20 protein-coding genes and 1 pseudogene are annotated in these 25,136 nt (G+C 70.2%); 11 read left to right on the top strand and 10 right to left on the bottom strand.

Features of this window, described 5'->3' with window-relative positions; translation table 11 throughout:
- Nucleotides 1-30: 30 nt before the first annotated feature.
- A complete protein-coding gene (locus ADL34_RS37205; protein ID WP_079034395.1) occupies nt 31-351 on the bottom strand; it encodes a BON domain-containing protein in 321 nt (106 codons plus the stop codon).
- Nucleotides 352-383: 32 nt separating this feature from the next.
- Between ADL34_RS37205 and ADL34_RS09985 the strand changes: the two genes are divergently transcribed.
- From ADL34_RS09985 to ADL34_RS09975, 3 genes are all read left to right on the top strand, one after another.
- Nucleotides 384-1,166, top strand: a complete 783-nt coding sequence (locus tag ADL34_RS09985) for an MEDS domain-containing protein (protein ID WP_062672772.1) — start codon at nt 384-386, stop codon at nt 1,164-1,166.
- Complete coding sequence (locus tag ADL34_RS09980) at nt 1,163-2,122, top strand: sensor histidine kinase (RefSeq protein ID WP_062672774.1); 960 nt, start codon at nt 1,163-1,165, stop codon at nt 2,120-2,122. The genes ADL34_RS09985 and ADL34_RS09980 overlap by 4 nt, the downstream gene beginning before the upstream one ends.
- Nucleotides 2,123-2,291: 169 nt before the next feature.
- A complete protein-coding gene (locus ADL34_RS09975; protein ID WP_079034396.1) occupies nt 2,292-3,416 on the top strand; it encodes a Gfo/Idh/MocA family protein in 1,125 nt (374 codons plus the stop codon).
- A gap of 117 nt (nt 3,417-3,533) precedes the next feature.
- On the opposite strand, the gene ADL34_RS09970 is transcribed toward ADL34_RS09975, so the two are convergent.
- Together ADL34_RS09970 and ADL34_RS09965 are read right to left on the bottom strand one after the other, a co-directional pair.
- Nucleotides 3,534-4,517 carry a zinc-dependent alcohol dehydrogenase family protein gene (locus ADL34_RS09970; RefSeq protein WP_062672776.1) on the bottom strand — a complete coding sequence of 328 codons (984 nt, stop codon included), beginning with the start codon at nt 4,515-4,517 and terminating at the stop codon, nt 3,534-3,536.
- A 49-nt stretch (nt 4,518-4,566) separates the two neighbouring features.
- Nucleotides 4,567-5,139, bottom strand: coding sequence for a TetR/AcrR family transcriptional regulator (locus ADL34_RS09965; protein WP_062672778.1), 573 nt, complete (start codon nt 5,137-5,139; stop codon nt 4,567-4,569).
- Between the two features lie 159 nt (nt 5,140-5,298).
- Here ADL34_RS09965 and ADL34_RS09960 point away from each other — a divergent pair, with 159 nt between their 5' ends.
- Nucleotides 5,299-6,258, top strand: coding sequence for an NADP-dependent oxidoreductase (locus ADL34_RS09960; RefSeq protein ID WP_062672780.1), 960 nt, complete (start codon nt 5,299-5,301; stop codon nt 6,256-6,258).
- 288 nt (nt 6,259-6,546) lie between these two features.
- On the opposite strand, the gene ADL34_RS09955 is transcribed toward ADL34_RS09960, so the two are convergent.
- Complete coding sequence (locus ADL34_RS09955; RefSeq protein WP_062672782.1) at nt 6,547-7,470, bottom strand: SDR family NAD(P)-dependent oxidoreductase; 924 nt, start codon at nt 7,468-7,470, stop codon at nt 6,547-6,549.
- Nucleotides 7,471-7,728: 258 nt separating this feature from the next.
- Between ADL34_RS09955 and ADL34_RS09950 the strand changes: the two genes are divergently transcribed.
- On the top strand, nt 7,729-8,652 hold the full coding sequence (locus tag ADL34_RS09950) for a helix-turn-helix transcriptional regulator (RefSeq protein WP_062672784.1): 924 nt from the start codon (nt 7,729-7,731) through the stop codon (nt 8,650-8,652).
- A gap of 28 nt (nt 8,653-8,680) precedes the next feature.
- On the opposite strand, the gene ADL34_RS09945 is transcribed toward ADL34_RS09950, so the two are convergent.
- Nucleotides 8,681-9,985 (bottom strand): FAD-binding oxidoreductase, encoded by a 1,305-nt coding sequence (locus tag ADL34_RS09945; protein WP_062672786.1) that lies wholly within the window; start codon nt 9,983-9,985, stop codon nt 8,681-8,683.
- Entirely contained in the window at nt 9,982-10,881 is a 900-nt protein-coding gene (locus ADL34_RS09940) for an LLM class flavin-dependent oxidoreductase (protein WP_062672788.1), read from the bottom strand. The genes ADL34_RS09945 and ADL34_RS09940 overlap by 4 nt, the downstream gene beginning before the upstream one ends.
- Before the next feature lie 96 nt (nt 10,882-10,977).
- Between ADL34_RS09940 and ADL34_RS09935 the strand changes: the two genes are divergently transcribed.
- On the top strand, nt 10,978-11,361 hold the full coding sequence (locus ADL34_RS09935) for a winged helix-turn-helix transcriptional regulator (RefSeq protein ID WP_062672790.1): 384 nt from the start codon (nt 10,978-10,980) through the stop codon (nt 11,359-11,361).
- 225 nt (nt 11,362-11,586) lie between these two features.
- Here ADL34_RS09935 and ADL34_RS09930 read toward each other — a convergent pair whose 3' ends face one another.
- The gene (locus ADL34_RS09930; RefSeq protein WP_079034397.1) at nt 11,587-12,687 is read right to left on the bottom strand and encodes a Gfo/Idh/MocA family protein; all 1,101 of its coding nucleotides are present in this window, start codon (nt 12,685-12,687) and stop codon (nt 11,587-11,589) included.
- A 55-nt stretch (nt 12,688-12,742) separates the two neighbouring features.
- The gene (locus ADL34_RS09925) at nt 12,743-13,177 is read right to left on the bottom strand and encodes a nuclear transport factor 2 family protein (protein WP_062672792.1); all 435 of its coding nucleotides are present in this window, start codon (nt 13,175-13,177) and stop codon (nt 12,743-12,745) included.
- 472 nt (nt 13,178-13,649) lie between these two features.
- Here ADL34_RS09925 and ADL34_RS09920 point away from each other — a divergent pair, with 472 nt between their 5' ends.
- On the top strand, nt 13,650-14,231 hold the full coding sequence (locus ADL34_RS09920; RefSeq protein ID WP_063892273.1) for a TetR/AcrR family transcriptional regulator: 582 nt from the start codon (nt 13,650-13,652) through the stop codon (nt 14,229-14,231).
- Between the two features lie 186 nt (nt 14,232-14,417).
- Nucleotides 14,418-15,902 carry an MFS transporter gene (locus ADL34_RS09915; protein WP_062672794.1) on the top strand — a complete coding sequence of 495 codons (1,485 nt, stop codon included), beginning with the start codon at nt 14,418-14,420 and terminating at the stop codon, nt 15,900-15,902.
- A 241-nt stretch (nt 15,903-16,143) separates the two neighbouring features.
- Here ADL34_RS09915 and ADL34_RS09910 read toward each other — a convergent pair whose 3' ends face one another.
- Nucleotides 16,144-17,118, bottom strand: coding sequence for an L-threonylcarbamoyladenylate synthase (locus tag ADL34_RS09910; RefSeq protein ID WP_062672796.1), 975 nt, complete (start codon nt 17,116-17,118; stop codon nt 16,144-16,146).
- Nucleotides 17,119-17,456: 338 nt separating this feature from the next.
- Here ADL34_RS09910 and ADL34_RS09905 point away from each other — a divergent pair, with 338 nt between their 5' ends.
- The 3 genes from ADL34_RS09905 to ADL34_RS09895 are packed head-to-tail and all read left to right on the top strand — an operon-like array spanning nt 17,457 to nt 23,319.
- The gene (locus ADL34_RS09905) at nt 17,457-18,437 is read left to right on the top strand and encodes a hypothetical protein (protein ID WP_062672869.1); all 981 of its coding nucleotides are present in this window, start codon (nt 17,457-17,459) and stop codon (nt 18,435-18,437) included.
- Nucleotides 18,438-18,493: 56 nt separating this feature from the next.
- Nucleotides 18,494-20,323, top strand: coding sequence for an HSP90 family protein (locus tag ADL34_RS09900; protein ID WP_062672797.1), 1,830 nt, complete (start codon nt 18,494-18,496; stop codon nt 20,321-20,323).
- 2 nt (nt 20,324-20,325) lie between these two features.
- Complete coding sequence (locus ADL34_RS09895; protein WP_062672799.1) at nt 20,326-23,319, top strand: hypothetical protein; 2,994 nt, start codon at nt 20,326-20,328, stop codon at nt 23,317-23,319.
- Nucleotides 23,320-23,445: 126 nt separating this feature from the next.
- Here the strand turns inward: ADL34_RS09895 and ADL34_RS09890 are convergent.
- Nucleotides 23,446-25,036 (bottom strand): annotated as a pseudogene (locus ADL34_RS09890) (MFS transporter).
- Nucleotides 25,037-25,136: the final 100 nt, after the last annotated feature.

The raw sequence follows: 25,136 nt of genomic DNA, 5'->3' as shown, positions 1-25,136 counted from the left end.
CGAGACCGATGAGCGCGTCGGCGAGTGCGCTCACACCGCAGGCGCGTCCTGCGCGGTCAGCTCGCAGTACACGTCCACGACGCCCTCCGCCGCTCGCACGAGCTGTGCGGCCGCCGGCACCAGCGACGCGTCCCTGATCCGGCCGCGCAACCGCACGACACCGTCGAGGACCTGGACCTGTACGGCCGAACGCTGAGCCGCGGTTCCGAGGCGGTCCGGCGGTGGTCCGGCGTGTGACGAGCGGGCCTGCCGGCCGCGTCGTCCGTGCGGGCAAACCCGGGACGACGGCCGGGCTTGGGCGGCAGACCGGGTGGGTTCCGTACTGCTTGGTGAGGCGGGGGTGCGGAACATTAGGGTAGGGAGGTGAAGCGAGGGAGGAAGCGGTGAGAGCGACACGCACGGTGGAGACGCTGGATGAGGTCGATGCTGGTGATCATGTGTGTCAGCTCCTGGACGTGACGGACGATGTCATGGCTCGGAGCCGGGCCTTCGTCGCGGACGGGGCCCTGTTCGGCGACAAGGTGCTGATCGTCTCGCCGTCCGCGCAGGTCTCGCCTGATGCCGTGGCTCTGGTACTCGATCCGACCCGGCTCGAGGAACCCCTCCTCGCTGTCGTGCGTCGGGAGGCGGCCAGCGCCGAGAGCGAGGGATACCGGTCCCTGCGCGTGCTGAACCACGTGACCGCTGAGGCTGCCGACCTGAGCGCCGAGCGGTTGCTGCGCAGCGAGCTGGAACTGGAGGAGTTCGCGGCCGACAGCGGTGCCGCGGTGGTCTGCGCCTATCAGAGAGCCCACTGGGACGACGCACTTCTGGAGCAGCTCAGATGTGTGCACCCTCATCACCTGGGCACGCGACCGTTGTCGCCCTCGTTTCAGCTCTACCGGGCGGGAAGGAGTGGCTGGACGGTGAAGGGGATCGTCGACACCGACGGCGCTCTGGCCTTCAGCGCCATCCTGCTCACGCTGCTGCGTCAGGCGACCACGGTGCGGTTGCTCTGCCACACCCTGGACTTCTTCGACGCAGCCGGCATGAGCGCCCTCGCGGATGCCGCTCGAGCACTGCCCGATCGCAAGATCGTGCTAGAGGGAACCAATGAGACCGTACGCCTGGCCTGGGAGCTCTCCGGCTTTGCAGACCCTTCCATCCCCGTGGTGATGACGCCATGATCTCCTCCGAAACCCGCACCACGCCGTCACCGTCCGGGGAGGGATACCGGCACGAGCTGTACCCCTACCAGGGCAGTGAGGAGTTCCTCAGTGGCACCTTGGGCTTCATTCGTGAGGCCCGGGACGGGGGAGAGGCTGTCGTCGTCGCCGTTCCGGAAGAGAAGGCCGCCCTCCTGCGTGCCGAGATGCCCGAGGACGACACCGTTCGCTACGTCGAGACCAGCGCGGTCGCGCACCACCCGGGCCGGCTCATCGAAGCCTGGCAGGAGTGGATCAAGGCGCATACGGCCGAAGGCCGGCCCGTCCGCGGGATCGGCGAGTCCCCCTGGAGCGAGGTGCGCAGCCCCGCCGAGGCGGAGGAGCTGCGCTACCACGAGTGGCTGCTGAACAAGGCGTTCGCCGCCGGCCCGGCGTGGTGGCTGCTGTGCCCGTACGACACCGCGGTCGAAGGGGCCGAGCTGGAGCGGATGTCCCGCTGCCACCCCACCATCCGCGCTGGCGGCCGCAGTGAGACGAGCGAGACCTACGACGCGCAGGCTCCCTTCGACTTCAGCCCGCTCAGTCACCCCTGTTCCCCGTACGACGAGTTCGCCTACAGCCGCGGGGATCTGCCGGCACTGCGGGAAAAGATCTCCTCCTGCGCCGAACAGCTCGGGCTGGAAGGGGCCCGCCTGCGGGAGCTGCATCTGGCGGCGACCGAAGTGGCCGCCAACAGCATCCGGCACGGCGGGGGTCAGGGCGTGCTGCGCATGTGGAGTCACGAGCACCGCCTGGTGTGCGAGTTCCGCGACACCGGCTACATCGAGGACCCTCTCGTGGGGCGTTCACGGCCCACCCGCACCCAGGTGGGCGGGCGGGGCCTCTGGCTCGCGCACCAACTGTGCGACCTGGTCGAGGTCCGTTCCACCCCGGGTGAGGGCACCACGATCCGCCTGCACACCGGACTGACGCACTGAGAGGCCGGAAGTGGCGTTCACGTCCGAATCCTCCCTAGGTGCACGTCGAGGGGGAGCAAGGGACCATGGACGAGCGGGTGCCTCGTCCTGAACCGGACTCGACCGAGCCTGCCCGGCAGTCCGCCTGCCCGCCCGGTCCGTCACGAGCCGCTTCTCCAGGAGCCAAGCAGTGAGCACCATCGGCGTCGGCATCATCGGGGGTAGTCCGGGAGGCTGGGCCTCCATCAGTCACATCCCCGCGCTGAAGGCGCTGCCCGACTATGAGCTGCGGGCCGTCAGCACGTCGCGCCTGGAATCGGCCCAGGCAGCGGCGAAGGAATTCGGGGTGCAGGGGGCCTACGACCATCATGCCGACCTCCTCGCTCACCCCGGAGTCGATGTCGTCGTGGTGGCGGTGAAGGTCCCCTATCACCGCGAACTCATCTCGGCGGCCATCGCGGCCGGCAAGATTGTCTACGCCGAGTGGCCCCTGGCCCTGAACCTGACCGAGGCCACCGAGCTCACCCAGCGTGCCGAAGCGGCCGGTGTGCGCACCGTCATCGGTCTTCAGGGGCGGTACCACCCCGGGTTGCGCCACGCGCGCCAGATGATCGAGGAAGGGCGGATCGGACGAGTCATCGGCACCACCATGGTCGCCTCCGGCATGGTGTGGGGTCCGCAGACCACGAAGAACCACACCTACTGGTTCGACAACGGCCAGGGGGCCACACTGCTGACCGCTGCTGCCCTCCACGCCGTCGACGCCCTCAACGTCACGCTCGGCGAATTCGAGCACCTGTCCGCAAACCTCGTCGTGGGACGGAGAGAAGTCACTGTCACCGACGACGGCGGCAAGGCCGTTCCGGTCACCGCTCCGGACCAGATCTCCCTCATCGGCACGCTCGAGGGCGGCGCCGCGGCTTCCGTGTTCTACCGCGGGGGTGTCTCCCGCGGTGACAACTTCCGTTGGGAGATCAACGGCACCGACGGAGACATCGTGGTGACGGCACCGTGGGGCAACCTGCAGGTGACCGACCTCACTGTGGAGGCCGGCTTCGGCGAGGACACGACGGTGGCCCCCGTTGAAGTCCCCGCCGAGTTCACGCGCGACATCCCGGAAGCCCTCTCGGGGCCGAGCAGGAACGTGGCGGCGCTGTACACGAATCTGGCCAGGGATCTGGGGGAGGGCACACACACCGTCCCCGATTTCACCTACGCCCTTCGCCGCCACCAGTTCCTGGATGCGGTGGAGCAGTCCTCCGCCGAGCGCGTCGGCACGCCCTCTCGCACCGCCCAAGCTCAGAGTCTCACCTGACCAGGCGCAGTGCGGTGCGGAGCCGTCGGGGACAGCACAGCTAGGGCACCTGCCCCCGGCACAGCATGGCCCCTCGGGGGGGCCTCCGCGTGCAACGCGTACGGGTTCAGGAAGCGGTCAGGCGACGTCGACCACGATCTTGCCCTGAGTGGCGCCGCTCTCCACGGCCTCGTGCGCTGCGGCGATATCGGTGAGGGTGAAGACCCTGGGGTCGACCATCGGCTTGAGCGCCCCCGCGTCGGCGAGGGCGGCGGCCTCACGCATGATCTCTCCGTGCCGCTCCCGCCCGCGCCCGGTGAGCAGGGGCAGCAGGGTGAAGACGCCGGAGTAGGTCGCCCCGCGGAAGGAGAGGGGTGCGAGAGCGTGGGTTCCCCAGCCCAAGGCGCTGACGACGTGGCCGGTGTAGGTGCGGACGGCCTTGAAGGAGTTGTCGAGCACGGCCCCACCGACGGTGTCGAAGATGACGTCGAACCCCTCCCCACCCGTGTACTTGGCCATGTAGTCCTCCACGGACGTGGTCGTGTAGTCGATGGGAGTGGCTCCCAGTCGCTCGACGACCTCCAGCCGCGAGGAGGACGCGGTGGCGAAGACCTCGGCACCGCGGGCTCGGGCGATCTGCACGGCCACATGACCGATACCACCGGCTCCGCCGTGGACGAGGACCTTCTGTCCCGAGTCGACCTGAGCGCGGTCCACCAGTCCCTCCCACGAGGTGATGAAGACCAGAGGCAGGACCGCGGCCTCGCGCAGGGTGAGAGAGGCAGGCTTCCGTGCGAGGAGATGGGCGTCCACCGCCGCGTACTCGGCGAGCGATCCCTGTACGTCTCCGACGCCTCCGGTCATGCCGAAGACCTGGTCGCCGGGGGCGAAGTCACTGACCCCGGTGCCGACCTCCTCGACCACGCCTGCCATGTCCAGCCCCAGAACGGCTGGAGGCGTGCGCTTCGCATGGGGCGCCTTGCCGGCCCGGATCTTGGCGTCCAGCGGGTTGACGCCACTGGACGCGATCTTGACCAGCACCTGGCCCGGGCCCGGAGCGGGCTTCTCGATCTCCCGGAGGACCAGGGGGGTGCCGAACTCTTCAAGGACCATCGCGCGCATGAGCGTGCCGTGCCTTCCTGTGTAGGGGAGCGGAGGGGAGGAGGTGGGGTCAGGTGTGGTCGGCGACCAGGCGCCGTGCCGCGGACTTCGCCTCGTCCACGACGGCCCTGTCCTGCAGCAGGCGACCAGAGGTCAGTGCGCCGTCGATGAGCAGCCCTATGTGTCGGGCAAGGGCGGCCGGACTCTCAGCGCCCGCCCGCTCGCTCAACTCGGTCAGCCATGCCTGACGTCGTCGGGTGTGCTGCAGAGTGATGGTGCGGGCTTCCGAGTCGAGATCCGTCTCGATCGCCGCGCTGACGAACGGGCAGCCGAAGAAACCATGGCGGTCGAAGGCGTCTGCCAACGCATCGAACAGCCCCACGAGACGGTCTCGAGGGTCATCGCCCGCGCGGGCGGCAGCTTCCTGCAGCTGCGCCATCCACGAGTCGTCTGTCGTGCGCAGGTACGCCGCGATCAGCTCTTCTTTAGTACGAAAATGGACGTACAGGGTGGACTTCGCAACACCTGACAGCTCCAGAACCTGATCGATGCCGACGCCGCGCAGTCCGTGCGTGTAGAACAAGGCGGCCGCCGCAGTGAGGATCCTCTCCTCCGACTTCGTCTTCCTGATCCGTGTCGCCATCCGCGCACCTCCTAATCAGACAGACTAGTACGTTCGATTAAGAAACGCCAAGGAGGCCTTGGGCCGTCGTTGCGCCTTAGGTCGGCGGAGGACCGCGAAGGCTGAGAGCATCGAATGAGATCCCGTGGCATGCCACTCCGCGTCTGACTTGGATCCGCCATGAAGGCAGTAGGCCTTTTCAGTTTCGGCGGCCCGGAGGTACTCCAGGTCGTCGATCGGGACGCACCCCACGCGGGACCCGGTGAGGTACGAATCCGCGTGAGAGCCGCCGCCGTCAGTCCGGCGGACACCCTGATCAGAAGGGGCGCCGCACCTCTGCGGTTCCAAGGCTCGGAGCCCATCATTCCGGGGCTTGACGTGGCCGGCGCGATCGACGAGGTGGGGGCCTGCTCCGATGTCGGCCTCTCCCTCGGTGATCGGGTGGTGGCCCTGGTGAATCCGACCTTGCGCAACGGCGGCGGATACGCCGAGCAGGTCGTGCTGCCCGGCTCGTGGGTCGTTCCCGCGCCGGCCGGAGCCGATGACGCCGAGGCGGCCACGCTGCCGCTCAATGGACTGACGGCTCTGCGGGCCCTCGATCAATTGGATCTGCCGACGGGCAGCACCCTCGCGGTGACGGGTGCCGCCGGAGCAGTGGGAGGGTTCGCGGTGCAATTGGCCAAGGTGGCCGGGCATCGCGTACTGGCCGACGCGTCGCCGAACGATGCACAGCTGGTTGCCGCCCTGGGAGCGGACGTTGTCGTCCCTCGCGGCTCTGGTGTGGCCGAGGAGTTTCGGGCTCACGCCCCCGACGGCGTCGACGCCGTACTGGACGCGGCGGTCATCGGGACTCCGCTGCTGGGAGTGATCCGCAAGGGCGGCAGGCTCGCCTTCGTGCGTGGTGTGGCCGGGCAGCGGGCGTTCGAGAAGGCAGCGGAGAGGCACGGCGTGCGGTTGTTCGCCACCTTCGTCCACGACTACGACGGCCGCTCGGACAAGCTCGGCCTTCTCTGTCGGCTCGCCGGCGAGGGGAGGCTGACGTTGAGGGTCGCAGGCCGTTTTCCGCCCGAGGAAGCGGCACGGGCCCACCGTCTCCTCGAAGCGGGGGGAGTGCGTGGTCGTCTGATTCTCGAATTCTGACCAGCACTGAGCCCGCACGCCACCGTCCTTCAGGAACGTGTCGGGGTGTGCGGCTGCGAGCCTGCCCCGACCGCATCCAATGCTGAAGAACCCTTCGCACGAGCGAGCAGGCGGGCGGCGTCGACGAGTCCGGACGCTCCGGCCTCACCACGTTCCAGACGTTCGTCAGGACGTCCTGGGCGTTCTTCATGTTGGTGATGGTCAGTGCGTTGGTGAACAGTTTGGTGAACTGTCGACCTCCCACCGGCCTGTTCTCGCCTTCTTCAGCCCCCGCTTCTCTTGGCTCGGTCAGGACAGGATGGTGGCGCCGAGGTTCCACAGACGCTCGGCGTTCGCGCCGTCGAGCGCGTAGGGCGCCACTCCCGGCACACCCAGTTCCGTGGGCCGTGCGGTCACCTGGGGTGCCTCGTTGACGTCCTCGAAATAGCGGCCGCCGATGCCGTCCACCAGCGGGGAGGCGGCGAGGAACACAGTGGTGGCAGCGCCCTGTTCGATGGTCTTGCGGTACGGCTCGGGCGTCTTCAGCCCGCCGGTGTGCCGCTGGAGATTGGTGGCGATCGCCCCGGGGTGCAGCGCGTTGGCCCGGATGCCGTCGTCCGACCAGCGCCGGTCCGCCTCCACGGCCAGCAGCACCTCCGCCGTCTTCGACTGGCCATAGGCGCCGAGCGGGTCGTAGGGGCGGAAGCGGTAGTCGACGTCGTCGAAGACGACCGGCGAGAACAGGTGGCCACTGGAGGACACGGTCACCACACGTGCGCCGCCGGCCTCGGCCAGTGCCCGGTGCAACCCCAGCGCCAGGGCGAAGTGCCCCAGGTAATTCGTGGCGAACTGCTGCTCCTGGCCGCCGATGCCCCGCTCCAGCTCGGGCAGCATCATGATCCCGGCATTGTTGACCAGGATGTGCAGAGGGCCGCTCCAGTCGGCGGTGAAGGTGTTCACGGAGTCCAGGTCCGCCACGTCGAGGCGGGAGACGTGAACGGCATCGTTGCCGGACCGGGCCCGAAGGTCCGCGGCGACCGTCTCGCCCGCGTCGAGCCGCCGGACCGCGAGCGTGACGTCGGCGCCGGCGGCCGCCAGCGCCCAGGCCGTTTCCACACCGATGCCGGAGGTGGCGCCGGTGACCACGGCACGCTTGCCGGACAGGTCGACTCCTTCGATCACCTCAGCGGCGGTGGAGTCGCGGTCGAAGGGACTGCGGAAGAGTTCGGACATGGGTGCTCCTCGGTCGGTACAGGGGCTACGGGAGCACGGCTCGACCTGCCCCGCTTCGTGTGGCAGGGACCGCGTCATCGAATGACTCCGCCGGTTCCCGTCCCGATTCCTCCGGCGGGGACCGCGTCATCGAACGATTCTGCCGGTGTCGGCCGTGCTCTGCCATGCTGACGAGTCCCTGGGCCGCCGCCCAGGACCGGCTGAGACTGGGAGTGACAGGGCCACCCGGACCAGGAGCGACCTGCCTACTCTGGAACGATGACAGCCACCGGTGATCCAGGCCCTCTGGCCGCCTACCTGCGGGCCCGCAGGGAACTCGTCCCGCCCGCCGCGGTGGGAATCCCCGATACGGGCAACCGGCGCGTCGCGGGCCTGCGGCGGGAGGAAGTCGCCTTCCTCGCCGGCGTCAGCTCCGACTACTACGTGCGTCTCGAACAAGGCCGCGACAGGCACCCTTCCGAACAGGTCCTGCTCAGCATCGCGGGCGCACTGCAACTGGACGAAGAGGCCACCGCCTACCTCCTCCAGCTCGCCGCTTCCCCCCGCATCCGCCGGCGACGCCCCCGCCCCGAGCAGGCCGGCGACGGCATTCGTACGCTCATCAACTCCTGGCCGCTGACCCCGGCGTACGTCCACGGCACCTACATGGACGTGCTCGCTGCCAACCCTCTGGCGATCGCACTCTCACCGTTCAACGCACCTGGCCACAACAGCATCCTCGCCGCCTTCCTGGAACCCGAGCTGCGCGCCCTGCACTCGGACTGGGAGGAGATGACCGCCCGCATCGTGCCCTACCTCCGGTCCGTCGCCGGTCCCGACACAACTGATCCACGCCTTGTCGAGATCGTGGGCGAGCTGTCCGTCCGCAGTGACCGCTTCCGCAGGCTCTGGGCCCGCCAGGACGTCAAGCACAAGGCAACCGGCACCAGCCGACTGCAGCATCCTCAGGTCGGCACGCTGACACTGCACTACGAGAAATTGCTGATCCCCGGCAGCCCGGGGCAGACCCTCGTCACCTACCATGCCCGCCCCGGCAGCGATTCCGAAGAGCGTCTCTCCCTGCTCGCCTCCCTGAACGGCTCCACCCGCACGCCCGCAGAAGACGGGCGCACGGAGGATCGCACTGCGAGGGCAGTCGCTTCTTCCGAGGGTTCTCCAGAAGGCGGCGGTCACACCGGCTGACATGGTCCTGGAGGCCGCATGCACCCGGTCAGCCGCCCGGGCGCAGAATGCCCTCGGGGTCGTAGTGCTTCCACAACTCGGTCACACGGGCACCGGTGAGCCCCGGATATGTCTGGTCGAACATGGCGGCGTCCGGGTGGCTCACGAAGTTCACGTACGCCCCATCTGCATGTTCCGCCATCGGCTCCCATGCCCGGACCAGGGCTTCGCGGCCATAAGGAGGGAAGGTGGAGGCGATGACGAGGGACCGCTGATGCCGGTGGGGGAAGGCTGTGGTGGCGGGATCGACGTCGGACACGGCGCCGCCGAGCGACCGCATCTGGAGGTGCACGGGTGTGGGTCCGCTCGCCATGTCGACGATCGCACGGGCAGCGGCCGGCGTGATGTCGGTGACCAGACCGTTCGTCGTGACGGATGGCATCTGCCCCGTATTGGCATGCATGTGCTGACGCGGCACCAGATTCGTGTAGGGGGTGATCACGGCCTGCTGGAGTGCCACATCCCTGAGACCGAGAAGGGGCTCGAGGGACCGTCGTATGACGTGCTCGTCGTCCGAGGCCACGACCGCTGTGATGAAGGCACTGGTCATCGAGCCCTGCGAGGACAGCATGAGAGCGGTCGTGAGCTCCCGCGGGGCCTCCTTCAAAGCGACGTCCAGGCGCTGGAGCACCCGGCCCGCGGGATCGACCCGTGCGACGAGCTGCGCGACTCCAACGTCGCGCAGCTCGACGGCCTCGAACTCGAAGGCCAGGGCGATACCCGCGCCTGCCCCGGCGCCGCGCATCACCCACAGGAGATCTGCTTCGGTGGAGTCGTCGGCGCGCACGGCCGAACCGTCGGCGAGCACCACCTCGACGGCACGTATGCGGTCGACCGCCAGTCCGAAGCTCCGGACCAGCCACCCGACGCCACCGCCCGAGGCCAGCCCGCCGACCCCGACATTGCCGTGATCGCCGGAGCTGATGGCGAGACCATGAGGGCTCAGCGCCTCGGCGACCTGCGCCCAGCGGGCTCCGGCCTCGACCCTCACCCGGCGCTTCCCGCGGTCCAGCACGGTGACCTTGTTCATTCGCCGGAGATCGATGACCATGCCCCCGTTGTTCGTGCCGCTGCCGGACAGTCCGTGGCCACCGCTGCGCACCGCGAGAGGAAGACCGCGCTCCCGCGCCAGGAGCAGGGCGGCGGCGACGTCACCGGCGGATTCGGGGACGGCGACGACGGCGGGGCTGCCCACGGTGGTGTAGGTGGAGCGGTACGCCGTGTAGCTGCTGTCGCCGGGGGTGATCAGCCTGCCGGACAGTGCGGTCGACGCAGCGGCCCGGTCCCCTCTCATCGTCGCCCCCGGGCGGCTGCGACGCGTGCGCGCACGACCGGTACGACGTGTGAGGCGAAGACGTCGAGCTGGTTCTCCGCGTCCCCCGTGGGCCAGAAGACGAAGGTGTCGAAGCCCAGTCGCAGAGCCCAGTCACTGAGGGTGTCCGCCCACACCTGGACGTCTCCCACGAGTCCCGGGCCGGCGCCGTGCGCCCCGATGGTCCCGAGGACGTTGTAGATGCGCCGGATGGACCGCGGATCGCGCCCGGCCGCTGTGGCCGCCTCGTCGATGATCTGCTGGCGCGCGGGCACCTCCTCGGGAGGCACGTAGATGTTCAGCGGGGAGATCCAGCCGTCGGCCGCCCGGCCCGTCACGTTGAGCATCTTCGGCTTCTGGGCGCCCAGCCACAGCCGCACCGGCGCGGACGCCACGGGGCCGGCGCGGTAACCCGTCACGGCATGGTGGGGGGTCTGCATCCTCACCACGCCACCTGCCAGAGCCTGGTGCATGAGGTGGAGGGACTCCTCGGTGAAGGCGACCATCTGGGCGCCACGGCGGGGCAGACCGCCCATCGAGGCGATCGCGTCGGCGAAGGCACCGCCGCCGACTCCGAGCTGGATGCGGCCCTCCGTGAGGACGCTCAGCGAGGCTGTGGCCTTGGCGAGCATGGTCGGGGGCCGCAGTTGGAGGTCGGCCACGTCCGTGAGGAACGAGATGCGGTGGGTCACTGCTGACAGGTGACTGATCAGTGTCCAGGTTTCCAGGTGTCCGGGCTGGTACGGGTGGTCCTGGACGGCGAGGTAGTCCAGGCCGCCGTCGTCGGCACGGCGTGCGAGCCGGCGGGTCTCTTCGAGTGCGTCCGCTGTCGGGTCGAGGCTCAAGCCGAACGACAGCTCGTGTCCGTAGTCAGTCATGTCATCACAGTGCGGCAGCCGCCGAAGCCCGGCAAACGACTCGTTAGGTGCTAATATTTAGTAAGCTACTAAGGGTGCTGCCAAGGGGTTGATCACATGTCACGACAGCTCGAGCGCGGGTCCATCCATGACGAGACGTGCCCGAGGTTCCAGGAAGCCCTCGACATGGTCGGCCGCCGCTGGACGGGCTCGATCCTGGGCGCGGCCGCCCAGGGGGCCAGGCGCTTCGTGGAGTACCGAGCGATGATCGACGGCATATCCGACCGTCTGCTCTCCCAGCGGCTCAAGGAACTCGAAGGCCAGGAGCTCATCAGAAGGACCGTGGTCCCCACCACGCCCGTTCAGATCACCTACAGTCTCACGCCCCTGGGTGAAGCCCTGATCGAGGCGTTGCAGCCCCTGGTGAAGTGGAACATGCGAAGGGCTGCCGAGACCGCCCATGCTCGCACGCACGAGGGCATGGACGGCCAACCTGCCTGAGCGTGGTGATACCACGCGGTGTCATTCCGAGAGTCACGGTGCCCGGATGACTCCGTATCGCCACCAGACACCGCAGACCTGCCCTGCCGCCTGTGTGCCGGCGCCCGCGGTCCTCAGCCGCGGGCGCCTGAGCAGTACGGATCGAGCGAATCAATAGCGATCGTTCGCTACATAATAAGCCGATCGGCGTGCAGCAGAACAGGTATGCGGTAGCCCCTGCGCCTTTCAGCCGAGGCGCTGCGCAGCCCCTTCGCGGGACGCACGCGCGATGGCGTCCATGAGCTCGTGGCGGGTGGCGGCGTAGGTGAAGTCGGGAACGGTGTGGGTCCCCTCGCGCAGGTCCCGTCCCAGGTGCGTGTAGAGCGCGGCCACATTCCTGGCGGGGCCGACAAGGCCGTCGGGGACACCCGCCGAGTACTGAGCGGGGACCGCGAGCGGGGACACCGTCGCAGCGTCGCCGAAGCCGGCCTGGAGGGTGAGGTCCGTCACCTGGATGTTGCCCCACGGAGCGGTCAGGACGAGGTCGCCGTCCGTGCCGTTGATCTCCCAGCGGAAGTTGTCGCCGCGGGAGCTGCCCCCACGGTAGAAGACCGAGGCCGCGGCGCCGTTCTCGAGGGTGCCGAGCACGGAGATCTGATCCGGGGCGGTCACCGGGACGACCCTGTTGTCGTCGTCGGTCACGGTCACCTCCGTGCGGCCGCGCACCAGATCGGCCGACAGGCGGTCGAAGTTCCCGAGAGTGACGTTGAGCGCATCGATGGCGTGAAGGGCGGCGCCGGACAGCGGGGTTGCGCCCTGGCTGTCGTCGAACCAGTACGTGTGCGCCTTGGTGGTCTGCCCGTTCCACACCATTCCGGACCCGACCAGGGTGGTGCCGATGACCCGGCCGATTCGGCCGTCCTCTATCAGGCGCCGCGCGTAGCGCAGTTCGGGGTGGTAGCGCCCCTGGAGGCCGATGACCGTGCGCACGCCGGCTGCCTCCGCGCGCCGGGTCAGCTCGGTGGCCTCCGCGAGGTTCAGGGCCAGTGGCCACTCGGAGTAGACGGTCTTCCCCGCGTCGATCGCCGCGGAAACCAGCTCCCGGTGGTGCGGGACCTTCACCGCCACGACGACGACGTCGACTCCCGGGTGGGCCAGGAGCGCCGCGTGGTGGTCGAAGGCCGCCGCGACGCCGAACTCCTGCGCGGCCGCGGCCGCTGACTCGCGCCGCGAGGTGCTGACGGCTCGCAGTTCGAAGCCCGGCAGCGCCTGGAGGGCGGGAATGTGGCTGAGGGAGGCCCAGCCACCGGGGCTGCCGCCGATGATTCCGACACCGATGGTGCTCATGTACGTATTCCTTCTGTGGGCGGCCCTGCGCGGGCCGAGGGGTTGCGGTCGAGGACTACTTCTGAGGGGCGGGCGGCGTCCAGTTGGGGACGGTGTCCACGCGGAACCGGGACAGCACGGTGCTGGAGATGTACCAGCGGCCGTCGATCCGCTGATAGGTGTCGTGATACTCGCCGTAGCCGTGGATACCGTTCTTGTAGCTGGATCCCGGCGGGAAACTCACGTAGTCCTCCATCGCCCAGATCGCCGTGGCACGGTTGCCGTGCACCTGGATCTCGGGAAGGAAGCCCTGATGGGCGGTGGGGGCGTCACCCAGGAGCGCAGCCGTCTTCTCGGCGAGTTCCTTGCCGCTGCTGTACTTGGCGCCCACATCGATGGTGGGGTGGGCGGTGAAGAGCGCGGCCAGCTTGGACCACTGCTTGCTGTCCAGGTAGCGGAAGTAGCGCGCCTTGACCTGCCGGATCTCCTCGACGTCGGCAAGTCGCCGCACCGCGGCCGCGTCGCTGGACGGTGCGGTATGAGCCGCGGACGCCGGCTGGGAGGCCCAGGCCGTGGCGCCCGCGCCCCCTCCGATCAGCAGAGTGGCTACAGCCGCTGCGCCGGCTGCGCGCGAGCGCCAACCTGGGGACGTGCGGGGTTCGTGCGTTCTCATGGTGATTTCCCTTCGTCGCCGTCTCGATGCGTGGGCGACGGGTCACTGACTTCGGGCCCTGGAGCGGCCGCCTGGGTCTCGCGCGCATGCCGCGCTCTCGGCGTGTCGTGGGACGCCCGTGCCTACAGTGAACCTTATCTGGAACGATCTGGCAAGAAAAAGAGAGCGGTACTGTATCGATCGAAACGTCGTGTACGTCGACATGCCTGCACCCTCCGACGGTGCGCGCCGCGTGAATCGGCTTCTCCGGGCCGTGTTCGGGTCTGGCAATTATTTGGCGATCGTTCTTCATAGAGGTATCGTGCTGTGCATGGCACGCACTCGTGAGTTCGACACCGAAGCCGCCATCAACGCGGCGATGGAGGTGTTCCGGAACACCGGATACGGCGGCACGTCCGTGCGGGATCTGGCCGAGGCCATGGAGATCGGCAGCGGCTCTCTCTACGCGGCCTTCGGCAGCAAGGAAGGCCTCTACCTGGCGGCATTGGACTTGTACCGGCGGCGCTACGCGCTGCCGTTCATCGAGATGCTGCGCTCCGGTGGCGACGCGCGGGAGACGGTTCGGTCTGCTTTCGATGCGGTGATCGACGAGATCACCCGTGGTCCTGGTCAGGCGTCGTGCCTGATCGTAGGAGCGGCCATGGAGCGGGCCCACAGCGATGCCCAAGTGGCCGAGAGGCTCCGCACGACGACGCAGCTGCTTGAACTCACGCTGTACGAAGTCATCACCGAGGCGCAGGGGCGCGGCGAGATAGCGGCCGACCGAAGCGCGGCGGACGTCGCCGGCTTTCTCGTCATGACCTTCCAGGGGTTGCGTGTGATGGGAGCGATCAATCCCGATCGTGCCGCGCTGACCCGGGCTGCGGAGGTTGCGCTGCACTGTCTTGGCTGACCCTGCGGCTCACTGACTCCCTGGTTCCGTAGCCAGGGGCCGGCGCCAGGATCGGGGCTGGACCTCGCCTAAGCGAGGGCTGTCCTCTGTCTATTTACTTTAACGAACGCTCGATAATAAAAGCGCGGGCGGGGTCCCCTTTGGCTCCGCGGACACCCCGGACGACACCCCGAAGGAACGCACACCATGTCCCAAGACGTCCACCAGCCCGTCCCTCGGCGCTGGTTGGCCCTGCTGTTCATAGCGGTCGCCCAGTTGATGGTCTTCCTGGACGGCGCGATCATGAACATCGCCCTGCCGTCCGCTCAGCAGGACCTGCACTTCACCGACGGCGGCCGGCAATGGGTGATCACCGCATACGGCTTGGCCTTCGGAGGCCTGCTCATTCTGGGCGGACGCCTGGGCGACCTGTGGGGGCGCAAGAGGGTCTTCGTGATCGGACTGCTCGGCTTCGCCCTGGCCTCGGGCCTCGGTGGCGCGGCGCAGAACCTGCCCACGCTCCTCACTGCCCGTGCCCTCCAGGGCGTCTTCGCCGCGCTTCTCGCTCCCGCGGCCCTGGCGCTGATCTCCCTGGCCTTCACCGACGCCAGGGAGCGTGCCAAAGCCTTCGGGATCTACGGCGCCATCGCGACTGCGGGCGGCGCCCTCGGCCTGCTGCTCGGAGGGATGTTCACCGAGTACACCGAGTGGCGCTGGGGGCTGTACATCAACCTGCCCATCGCGGTCATCGGCATCCTCGGCGTGCTGACGGTCGTGCGCGACCCGGGCATACCCGCAGGACGCGCCCGGCTGGACGTGCCGGGGGCTCTCCTGGCCAGCGGTGGCGCCGTCGCCCTGGTGTTCGGCTTCGCCAAGGCGGAGAGCGACGGCTGGGCTGCCGGCGTGACCGTCAGCATGTTCGTCCTGTCAGCTCTCCTGCTGGCGGCCTTCGTCCTGCTTGCGGCCAAGGTGACATCGCCACTGCTGCCGTTGCGCGTCCTCACCGAACGCAACCGTGCGGGCGCCTATCTCTCCCTCGCCCTGTCAGTCGTGTCCATGTTCGGCATGTTCCTTTTCCTCAGCTACTACTTCCAGTTGGTGAAGGGATACTCACCGGTGCAGAGCGGAGCAGCCTTCATCCCGATGGCCGCCGCGCAGGCCCTCGGATCCACACAGATCGGCGCCCGTCTCTCCCACCGGGTCCGCCCCGGTCTGCTGATGGGCGCCGGATATGCGGTGTCGGGTATCGGTGTGCTGATGCTCGCGCTGCTTGATGTCGATTCGTCGTTCGGGTACATCGCAGTGGCCGAGATCGTCGTGGGCGCCGGTATCGGCACCGCGTTCATGCCCGCCTTCAGTCTGGGTACCCACGGGGTCGAACTCCGCGACGTCGGGGTGGCGTCCGCCATGACGAACACATCGCAGCAGATCGGCGGGTCCATCGGCACCGCACTGCTGAACACCATCGCCGCCAGCGCCACGGCCGGTTACGTCGCCTCCCACCAAGGTGCCGTCTCCCTCACCGGCCTGTCACTGGTGCACGGCTACTCCGTCGCCTACTGGTGGGCCACCGGATTCCTTGCCGCGGCCGCACTCGTCGCCTTCCTTGCCGTCGACGCGGGCAAGCCGAAGGGTGAGCCGGCCATGGCGGCCAAGGGCGGGGACCCCTTGGAGCTTCAAGGCGTCGAGTAACCGGCACAGGTTCCCAGAACCGCCTGCGGGACGCGGACGAGCCGCGGGCGGCCGGGGGAGAGGCCTTTCGGTGCCGCCGGGGGGTGTTCGGCCCGTGGACGGGCGAGGCCTCGTGGCGTACTGACGCGGGCGGCAATGAGGGCCGACCGGGCGCTGATCGGCCTTCGTTGTGCCGGGCGGTGGCCGACGGTCCCTGTGGACCGGGCCTGTTCCGCACCTCAGAGCACGGCTTCGGCGCAGGTCACACGGTGGCCCGGGGCCCCGCGGCGCGGCGGAGCCGGTTGGCGATCGCCAGGCCCAGGCCCTCCTCCGCCGGCAGGGACGCCACGATGAGGTCGCACCCCCGCTGGTCGAGCTCGCGGAGGAACCCGTACAGCCCTCGCGCGTAGGCGGCCATCGAACCGGGGACCTGCACGACCGCGTGCGCCTTCACCTCGGCGCCTCCGAAAGCGGCAGGAAGAAAGACGCCGACCCGGTGCCCCAGTTCCTGCGCCTGCTCGGCCTCGGCGACGACCTTCTCCGGCTCGACCAGGACGACCCGGGCACGCGGCGCGTAGTGCGACGGATGCTGGCCCGGAACCCGGATGCCGCTGGACGCGGGGACAGCGAGCGGGAACCCCAGCACCGCTTCCAGGTCCTCGCGCGTCACCCCGCCGGGCCGCAGGATGGTCGGGATCTCGCCCGTGGCGTCGACGATGGTCGACTCGACACCGACCTCACACGGGCCCCCGTCCAGCACGAAGCCGACGGCGTCGCCGAGCTCGGCCCGGACGTCGTCCGCGGTCGTGGGGCTCACCGAGCCGAAGCGGTTCGCGGACGGGGCCGTGACGCCGCCACCGAAGGCCGACAGCAGCGCGAGCGCGACGGGGTGGTCGGGGACGCGCACGGCCACCGTCTCCAGGCCACCGGTCGCCTCCAAAGGCACCCGGCGCCCGCGCCGCAGGACCAGCGTCAGCGGCCCCGGCCAGAAGTGTTCGGCCAGCAGACGGGCCGTCGCCGGTACCTCCTGTACCCAGTCGTCCAGCTGCTCCGCCCCGCCGATGTGGACGATCAGCGGATGCGAGGGCGGGCGCCCCTTGACCTGGAAGATGCGTGAGACGGCGGCGGGATCCTCGGCGTTGGCGCCCAGACCGTAGACGGTCTCGGTCGGGAGGGCCACGAGGCCCCCGGCGCGCAGCACACCGGCCGCCTTCTCGATGTCACTGGTTCCTGCCATCACCCTCGCCATCCTAGGTGGTCGACGACCACCGACCGTCCTGATCGGTTTCGGAGCGGACCACGGCCCCGGTGATTCCCGGAGCTGGTCACGATCGACCGGTGGCGCTGTCGGCCGTGCCACAGATCCCGAGGCCGGTGTCGGGGGCGTCGTGGAGACCACGGTACGGAGTGGCGTCCACATGATCAGAACTCTCGCGCGCTGCGACCGGATGTATCGGAGCACCTCGTACGACCTGGAGCGTTCGCGGGGCCGAATGTGAAAACCCTGTGGAACCGGTGTCGGTGGGGCGCCCTATGATGCGCCGGATGATCACGCGGACCAGGGGAGGGCGCGACATGTTCGGCAAGATGTTCGGCAGGGGCGGGGACGGACCGGGGGCGGATCCGTACGCTCTTCCGACGCCGCGCAGGAAGAACGGCACGTACGCCCTGCGCGCCCTCGGGGACACACGGGTGCTGGCGGTCGTGGAGGCCGCCGACGCGGGTGACTGGACCGCGGTCAAGGCCGCCCTGGCCCCCTTCGACCTGGGCCGCGACCATCAGGTCCTCGGCCAGCTGGCGGTCCTGGACGGGGTGCAGGACTGGATCGGTCGCGCCGTCGAGGAGGACAAGGAGCACCGGGCCCTGGCCCTGCTGATCTCCGGGGCGCGGCACGTCAACTGGGGCTGGGACGCCCGCACCAGCGCCCGTGCCGTGGACGTCACCCGGGAGCAGTGGCAGGTCTTCCACGAGCGGCTCGACATCGCCGAGCGACACTTGTTCGAGGCGGCCGAGCTGCGTCCCGAGTGGATCACGCCGTGGCGCCACCTGCTCACCTCCGCGCGCGGCATGTCGCTCGGCTCCGCGGTCGCGGAGACCCGGCGCGACGCCGCCCTGCGCCGCGATCCGCTCGACCTGGAGGTCCACCTCGAATGGCTGTCCCAGCTCCAGCCCCGCTGGGGCGGTGAGCCGGGCGAGGCGCTGCAGTTCGCCCGTAGCGCGTTCGCCAAGGCGCCCGAAGGGCACCGGCTCGGCTGCGTGGTCGCCATGGCGTACGTCGAGGAGTGGGTGGAGTCCGACGACAGTGCCTGCCTGCAGCAGCCGCAGATCCGGACGGAGCTGAGGCAGGCCGCGGAGCGCAGCATCTTGCACCACGCCTACGAGCGCCGCCTGGGCTGGCAGGGCGACTACAACATCTTCGCCATGGCCCTGTCGCTGGCCGGAAGCAGTACGGCCTCGAACGTCTTCCGCGAGCTGGAGGGCGCGTTCACGGAGTGGCCGTGGGCGTACATGTCGGAACCGCAGAAGACGTACGCGCGCCTGCGCAAGGCCTTCTGAGCCCCGCTTCGCCCTCGCCTGTCGCCCCTCGCACACCCTCACACCCCGGACCGCCGATGACCCTGCCCGAGAACACCGCCGACCGGACCTTCCAGGTCGACCTGCGCGGACTCGTCGACCTGCTCTCCCACCACCTCTACTCCAGCCCCCGCGTCTACCTGCGTGAACTGATGCAGAACGCGGTGGACGCGCTCACCGCCCGGCACGCCCTCGAACCCGCCGCTCCGGCCGGCACCTTCGGGATCCGGCTGTACGCCGACACCGCCGTGGTCCGCGTCGAGGACGACGGCGTCGGCCTCACCGAGGCCGATGTGCACACCTTCCTGGCCACGATCGGCCGCAGCAGCAAACGCGCCGACGGCATCGCCGAGCAACGCGGTGACTTCATCGGCCAGTTCGGCATCGGACTGCTGTCCTGCTTCCTGGTCGCGGACGAGATCCACGTGGTCAGCCGGTCCGCCCGTACGCCGGACGCGCCCGCTGTGGAGTGGCGGGGACGCGGCGACGGCAGCTACACCGTGCGCACCCTGCCCGCCTCCGCCCGGCCCCGGCCCGGCACCACCGTCACGCTGACCCCGCGCGCCGACGCCGGCGAGTGGACCCGGCCCGCCCAAGTACGGTCGCTGGCCGAGCACTTCGGCTCGCTGCTGCGCCACCCGGTGACCTTCGACGACGGCAAGGGCAACGCCGTCCCGGTCAACCCCGAGACAGCGCCCTGGGCGCGGATGTACCCGACGCCGGGGGCCCGCTCCCGCGCGCTGGCCGCCTACGGCGAGGAGGTGTTCGGCTTCACCCCGCTGGACACCATCGAACTGGACCTGCCGGCCGTCGGTCTGCGAGGCATCGCCTGCGTACTGCCGGAGACGGTGCCGGCCGGGCGCCGCCACGGCCACCGGGTGCACGTCAAGGGCATGCTGTTGTCGGAGCAGGCGGAGGAGATCCTGCCCGACTGGGCGTTCTTCGTCCGCTGCGTCGTCGACGCCGAAAGCCTGCGCCCGACGGCGTCTCGCGAGGCCCTGTACGAGGACGACACCCTCGCCGCCGTGCGTGACGCGCTCGCCGAGAAGCTGCGCGCCTGGATCGCCCGCGTCGCCGCCAGCGACCCGGACCTGCTGCACCGCTTCCTCCAGGCGCACCACCTGTCGGTGAAGTCGCTCGCCGTGCACGACGACGAGATCCTGCGGATGCTGCTGCCGTGGCTGCCGTTCGAGACCACCGACGGCCACTGCACCCTGGACGAGTTCGCCCGCACCCACCGCACCGTGCTCGTGACGTCCAGCGTGGAGGAGTTCCGGCAGGTCGCGGCCATCGCGTCGGCCGCCGGGCTCGGCGTGGTCAACGGCGGCTACACCTACGACCGCGAACTGGCCCACCGGCTGCCGGAGATCAGGCCCGAGGTGAGCGTCGCCGACCTCGACCCGGCGACCCTGACCGCGCACCTCGACCCGGTCGACAGGGAGACGGAACTGGCCGCCGCGGCCTACCTGGCACTCGCCCGGGACGCCCTCGCGGTGTTCGACTGCGACGTCGCGCTGCGCACCTTCCAGCCGGCGTCCGCGCCCGCCCTGCTCGTCGACAGCCGCGAGGCCCGGCACGAGCGCACCCGCTCGAGGCTCGCACGGGAGCAGGACGGCGGCCTGTGGGGCGACATCCTCGGCGCCCTGCAACAGGAGGCCCCTCGCGCCCAGCTGATCCTCAACCAGCTCAATCCGCTGGTGCGGACCGCCGTCACGATCGACGAGCCCGAGCTGGCCCGCACCAGCGCCGAGGCCCTGTACGGGCAGGCCGCGCTGCTGTCCCGGCGCCCGCTCCGGCCCGCCGAGTCCAGCCTGATCAACCGTTCCTTCCTCGACCTTCTCGCCCACGCCCTGCGCAAGGACAGCTGACGATGCAGACCGCACCCCAGACCACCGACGAGCTGTACGAGGCGCTCCGGGAGAACGACCGCCGCCCCTACGGCCGCACCCGTACCGTCACCGCCGAGGAACTCGCCGAGACGGCTGAGCTGTTCGACGAGCCGGTGCCGCTGATCCACGCCCTGCTGGAGCTCCAGGAGGCGTACACGTACGGCTCCGAGCCGCGCAAGTCGCCGGTCGCCTTCGCCCGGCTGCTGAACCTCTTCGACGAGCAGCCCGACGTGTTCGACGACCGGCTGCGCCACCAGCTGTTCTGGCGGTTCAAGTGGGTCGCCAACGCCCTGCGCAGCCTGCCCGAGATACCGCTGGCCAGCCTGCGCCAGTGGCAGACGGAGATGCGCGACCGCTACGAGAAGGCAGGGCTCGACCTCCAGCCGTACTACGGACAGGCCTACCAGCTCGCCGCCCACGTGGGCGAGGACACCGCCCTCGCCTACGAGCTGTGGGCGGCCCGCACCCGCAGCAGGCTCAGCGACTGCGAGGCGTGCGAGACCTGCGAGCGCGCCCTCTACCACCTGGCGGCGGGCGACGACGAGCGGGCGCTGCGCGCCTGGGAGCCGGTGCTGGCCGGCAAGGAGTCCTGCCAGGAGGAGCCGGCCCGCTCCGTGTCGTACGCGCTGCTGCCGCTGCTGCGCTCCGGTCGCACCGACGAGGCGCGCCGGCTGCACCTCGCCGGGTACCGGGGCTGTCGCCGCAACCCCTCGATGGCCGGGGAGATCGGCCGGCACCTCGAGTTCTGCGCGCTGACCGGCAACGAGGCGCGCGGTCTGGAACTGCTGGCGGAGAACCGCACCCTGTTCGGCGAGGTGGACTCGCCGCTGGCCCAGCTCGACCTGCTCACCGGCGTCGAGGTGCTCCTCGCCCGGGTGGAGGCGCTCGGCCACGGGGAGCTGCCCGCCGCCGGGTTCCCCGGCCGGAGCTGGACGGTGGCGTCGCTGCGCGCCGAGGTCCGGCGGCGCGCCGACGACCTGGCCGCCCGCTTCGACAAGCGCAACGGCACGACGGCCCACACCGACCGCCGCGCGGCCCGTCTCGACCGGGCCCCGCTGCTGGAGTCGCTGGAGCTGACCCTGCGACCGCGCACCCTGGAGGACGTGGTCCCGGCGACCGCCCCGGCCGCGTCGACACCGGCCGAGGCCCTCCCTGAGACCCCGGCCGAACTGATGAAGCGGGCGCGGGAGCTGGACGAGCAGGGCCACCCGGACGCGCATGCCTGCTGGGCCCGTCTGCGCACCCTCACCACGGACCCGGAGTACGTCCACCCGGACGACCCGGAGGTCGGATCGCTGGTGCGCTTGCGGGCTGACCTGCTGGAGGAGGAGGCGACGCTGGCGGAGCGCAAGGACGCGCACGCCGACGCCGCGGCGCTGTACGAGGAGGCCGCGGGCCTGTACGAGGACGCGGGGCTCGCGGGCCACGCGGTGGTCGCCCGCGCGAGGGCGGTGCTGGCGGTGACACAGGTGGTTCCGCCGAGGCCGGAAGGCGAGGGCGCGGAGGGTGCTGCTTCCGAGGGCGCCGAACCTGAGGGCGCGGATCCGGAGACGCGGGCCACCGCCGCCCGGGTCGCGGCCCTCACCGAGGCACACGCGGAACTCACACGCCTGCACGAGCAGGCGTCCGGGAGCGCCCCGTACCTGGAGGCGCGGTTGCTGCGCCTGCGGGTGAGCGCACGCGGCCTGCTGCTCCAGGCCTCCGGGAACGACGAGCACGTACCCCCGATCCTCGCCGAGGTGGAACTCCTGCACGACTTCGCCACCCGGCACGACCTCACCGGGCAGATCGCCGCCGCCCGACTGCTGCGCGCCACCACACACGCCATGGCCGGCGACCTGCCGACCGCGCGCGCCGAAGCAGACGGACTGGTCGACCTGCTCCGCACGGACGGCCCCGCCTGGCACCTGCCCCGCGCCCTGTCCCTGCGCGGCAAGATCCAGCTCGGCCTCGGCGACCCGGAGGCCGCCCACGCGAGCCTCACCGAGGCGGTACGGCTGGCCGCCCAGTGGCCCGCCGAAGCGGTCGACGCCCCGACCCTGCACGGCGAACTGGCGCAGGTCTGCATGAGCCTGGGCCGCCACGACGAGGCGCTTCGTCATCTGACGCGGTCGGCGGAGCTGGAACTGCGGGCGGGCACCCGTTTCGACGCGTTCTGCACCTACAGCAACGCCGCCCAGCTCAGTCTCGACATGGGCCGGATCGAGGACTGCATCGCGCTGCTCGACTCCCTGCTCGTGGAGCCGGACGTCGTCGACGGCGAACTGGACGACCGCCTCGTCGCCCAGCTGCGCCTGACACGTGCCCGCGCACTGCGCGCCGGTGACGACCTCAAGGCCGCCACCGCGGAACTGGTCTCCCTCGCGGCCGAGTCGGCCGGCTGGGACGACGACCCGGGCAGCCACACCATGATCGCGGCGGAGACGGCCATCCTGCTCGGGGAGGCCGGTGAATTCGCCAAGGCCCGGGAGGCCATGGACCAGGCGCTCACCGCCCACGCCCTCGACCCCCGCTACGAGCAGGTCAGCAACGCTCTGCGAGAGCTGGCCCGGCTTCAGGCCCAGCAGCAGGGCCCCGAGGGCCTGACCGGCGCCCGCGCCCTCCTCGACGACGCCGGCCGCATCGCCGACGCCGCGCGCGCCGCCGGCTTCGAGACGCACGGCCGCTCCCTGGACACGGCCCTGGCCTACGAGCACGGCCGGGTCAACGCATACGCCGGGGCCTACGACGAGGCGCTGGCCGCACTGGAGAAGGCCCTCGGCCTGCTCGGGGAGCCGGGCGAGGACCCCGACGTGGCGGGGGAGTGGGCGGAGTGCGTCCGCCTGTCCGGCCTCGTGGAGGGCGTCTACCTGGAACGCACCGCCCCTGCCCTCGCCCGGGTCGAGGCGGCGGCGGCCCGGTTGAAGTCCCTCGGCCACACCGAGGCGGCCGAGTCCCTGACAGAGCTGGCGGACCGGATGCGCGACGAGGAGTGAGCGGCGCCGGTGCCGGGGTGGGGGACTCCCCCTCCCCGGCATCAGCGTGCCAGACGCCGCTGCGGCGGCGGACACCGCCGTCATCGTGCGTCTCTTTGCCTGGTTTCCGGCCGCCACCCGTCGGGGTCAGCCGGCGGAGACCGCCTCCGCGGGGTCTGAGGCGTCCGCGGCCGCGGAGGGAGCGTTCGCAGGTCCCCGAAGGGCGATGAGGATGAGCAGGGCGCCCATGATGGCGGCCCCTGACCACATGGCCTGCTGCCAGCCGTCGACGAAGGACTGGTGGGCCGCATGGAGCAGGTCCTGTTCATGCGGGCCGGTGCTGCCCGCCGCCTCGACGGCGTTGGCCACGCCTTCGCGGGCGGTGTCCGCGGCTTCGTCGGGGATGCCGTGCAGTCTGCCGTCGATGGCGCTGCGGTAGCCGGTGGACACGAGCGCGCCGAGCAGAGCGACGCCGAGCGCGGTGCCGAACTCGCGGGTGACGTCGTTGAGAGCAGAGGCGACCCCCTGCTTCTCACGCGGCAGGGATGCGGTGATGGCCTCCGTGGATGGGGTCATCGACAGACCCATGCCGACGCCCATGGCGAGCAGGCCGGGCAGGACGGAGAGGTAGCCGCCGCTGACCGAGACGAACAGGGCCATGAACGCCATCCCGACGCCGGCCAGGGCGATGCCCACCACCATGGTCGAGCGCGCGCCGATCCCCGCGGCCAGCTTGGGGGCCAGGCCGGAAGCCGTCATCATCGCGAGGGCCATGGGCATCATCGCGACCGTGGACAGCAGACCCGACCAGCCGAGCACGGCCTGGAAGAACGGGAAGAGGAGCACGCCGATGCCCGCCTGGACACCGAAGACCACCAGCAGTGTGACCGATCCGGCCGACAGCCCGCGTTCCCGGAACAGCCGCACGTCCAGCAGGCCGGCGTCATGGCGACGCGACTCCCAGGCCACGAAGCCGATGGCGGCGCCGAGACCGACGGCCGAACTGGCCAGCGTTACGGGGGCGGTCCAGCCGCGTTCGGGACCTTCCTGCAGGACGAAGATGAGGCCGGTCACGGCGATCACGGAAATTAGGGCGCCGACGGTGTCGAATCGGTGAGCCGAGGTCTCACGGGAGTCGGGAACCGACTTCAGTGTCATGACCAGGGCCACGAGGATCAGGACGACCGGGAGCGCGAACAGCCAGCGCCAGTCGGCGACGTCGACGAGGAGTGCGGCGAGGAACATGCCCAGGATGCCGCCGCCCCCGGCGACGCCGGTCCACACGCCGATCGCCTTGCCTCGCTGCTCCTGGGGAAAGGTGGAGGTGATGACGGCCAGCGTGACCGGCATGATCATCGCCGCGCCGATGCCGCTCACCGTACGCGCGGCGAGCATCACTGAAGCCGTCGGGGCCAGGGCGGCGGCCACGGTGGCGATGCCGAAGATTCCCAGCCCGGCGACGAGCATGGGCTTGCGGCCCAGCCGGTCACCGAGAGCGCCGAGTGGCAGCAGCAGTGCGGCCAGGGCGAGGGTGTAGATGTTGATGATCCACAGGACCGCGCTCTGCGAGGCACTGAATTCCACGGCCATGTGGGTCTGCGCGACGTTCAGCCCGGTCACCGAGGCGATGACCGCCATCAGGGCGAGGGAGACGGTGATCAGGATGGTGCGCAGCTGACGTGCGTCGGGGTGGTCCCCCACTGGACCGCGTGGCTGGTGCGGGCTGGTTCGTACTCATGGATTCCTCTCACGATGGGCATGCCGAGTAGGCGCCGGGACAGGGCCGGTCGCGGGGTCGAGAAGGGTGGGCGGGGCCTGGTCCGTCCCGCGCGTCGCCG

This window comes from Streptomyces sp. NRRL WC-3605, assembly GCF_001509795.1.
GTDB classification, from domain to species: domain Bacteria; phylum Actinomycetota; class Actinomycetes; order Streptomycetales; family Streptomycetaceae; genus Streptomyces; species Streptomyces viridochromogenes.
The sequence above is the reverse complement of the archived record's forward strand: the minus strand, read 5'-3'. Positions and strand labels throughout refer to the sequence as shown.

Coding starts and splice junctions, on each gene's coding strand:
- ADL34_RS37205 (WP_079034395.1), bottom strand. CDS start 351: ATGTTCCGCACCCCCGCCTCACCAAGCAGTACGGAACCCACCCGGTCT.
- ADL34_RS09980 (WP_062672774.1), top strand. CDS start 1,163: ATGATCTCCTCCGAAACCCGCACCACGCCGTCACCGTCCGGGGAGGGA.
- ADL34_RS09970 (WP_062672776.1), bottom strand. CDS start 4,517: ATGCGCGCGATGGTCCTTGAAGAGTTCGGCACCCCCCTGGTCCTCCGG.
- ADL34_RS09965 (WP_062672778.1), bottom strand. CDS start 5,139: ATGGCGACACGGATCAGGAAGACGAAGTCGGAGGAGAGGATCCTCACT.
- ADL34_RS09960 (WP_062672780.1), top strand. CDS start 5,299: ATGAAGGCAGTAGGCCTTTTCAGTTTCGGCGGCCCGGAGGTACTCCAG.
- ADL34_RS09955 (WP_062672782.1), bottom strand. CDS start 7,470: ATGTCCGAACTCTTCCGCAGTCCCTTCGACCGCGACTCCACCGCCGCT.
- ADL34_RS09950 (WP_062672784.1), top strand. CDS start 7,729: ATGACAGCCACCGGTGATCCAGGCCCTCTGGCCGCCTACCTGCGGGCC.
- ADL34_RS09945 (WP_062672786.1), bottom strand. CDS start 9,985: ATGAGAGGGGACCGGGCCGCTGCGTCGACCGCACTGTCCGGCAGGCTG.
- ADL34_RS09940 (WP_062672788.1), bottom strand. CDS start 10,881: ATGACTGACTACGGACACGAGCTGTCGTTCGGCTTGAGCCTCGACCCG.
- ADL34_RS09935 (WP_062672790.1), top strand. CDS start 10,978: ATGTCACGACAGCTCGAGCGCGGGTCCATCCATGACGAGACGTGCCCG.
- ADL34_RS09930 (WP_079034397.1), bottom strand. CDS start 12,687: ATGAGCACCATCGGTGTCGGAATCATCGGCGGCAGCCCCGGTGGCTGG.
- ADL34_RS09920 (WP_063892273.1), top strand. CDS start 13,650: ATGGCACGCACTCGTGAGTTCGACACCGAAGCCGCCATCAACGCGGCG.
- ADL34_RS09915 (WP_062672794.1), top strand. CDS start 14,418: ATGTCCCAAGACGTCCACCAGCCCGTCCCTCGGCGCTGGTTGGCCCTG.
- ADL34_RS09910 (WP_062672796.1), bottom strand. CDS start 17,118: ATGGCAGGAACCAGTGACATCGAGAAGGCGGCCGGTGTGCTGCGCGCC.
- ADL34_RS09905 (WP_062672869.1), top strand. CDS start 17,457: ATGTTCGGCAAGATGTTCGGCAGGGGCGGGGACGGACCGGGGGCGGAT.
- ADL34_RS09900 (WP_062672797.1), top strand. CDS start 18,494: ATGACCCTGCCCGAGAACACCGCCGACCGGACCTTCCAGGTCGACCTG.
- ADL34_RS09895 (WP_062672799.1), top strand. CDS start 20,326: ATGCAGACCGCACCCCAGACCACCGACGAGCTGTACGAGGCGCTCCGG.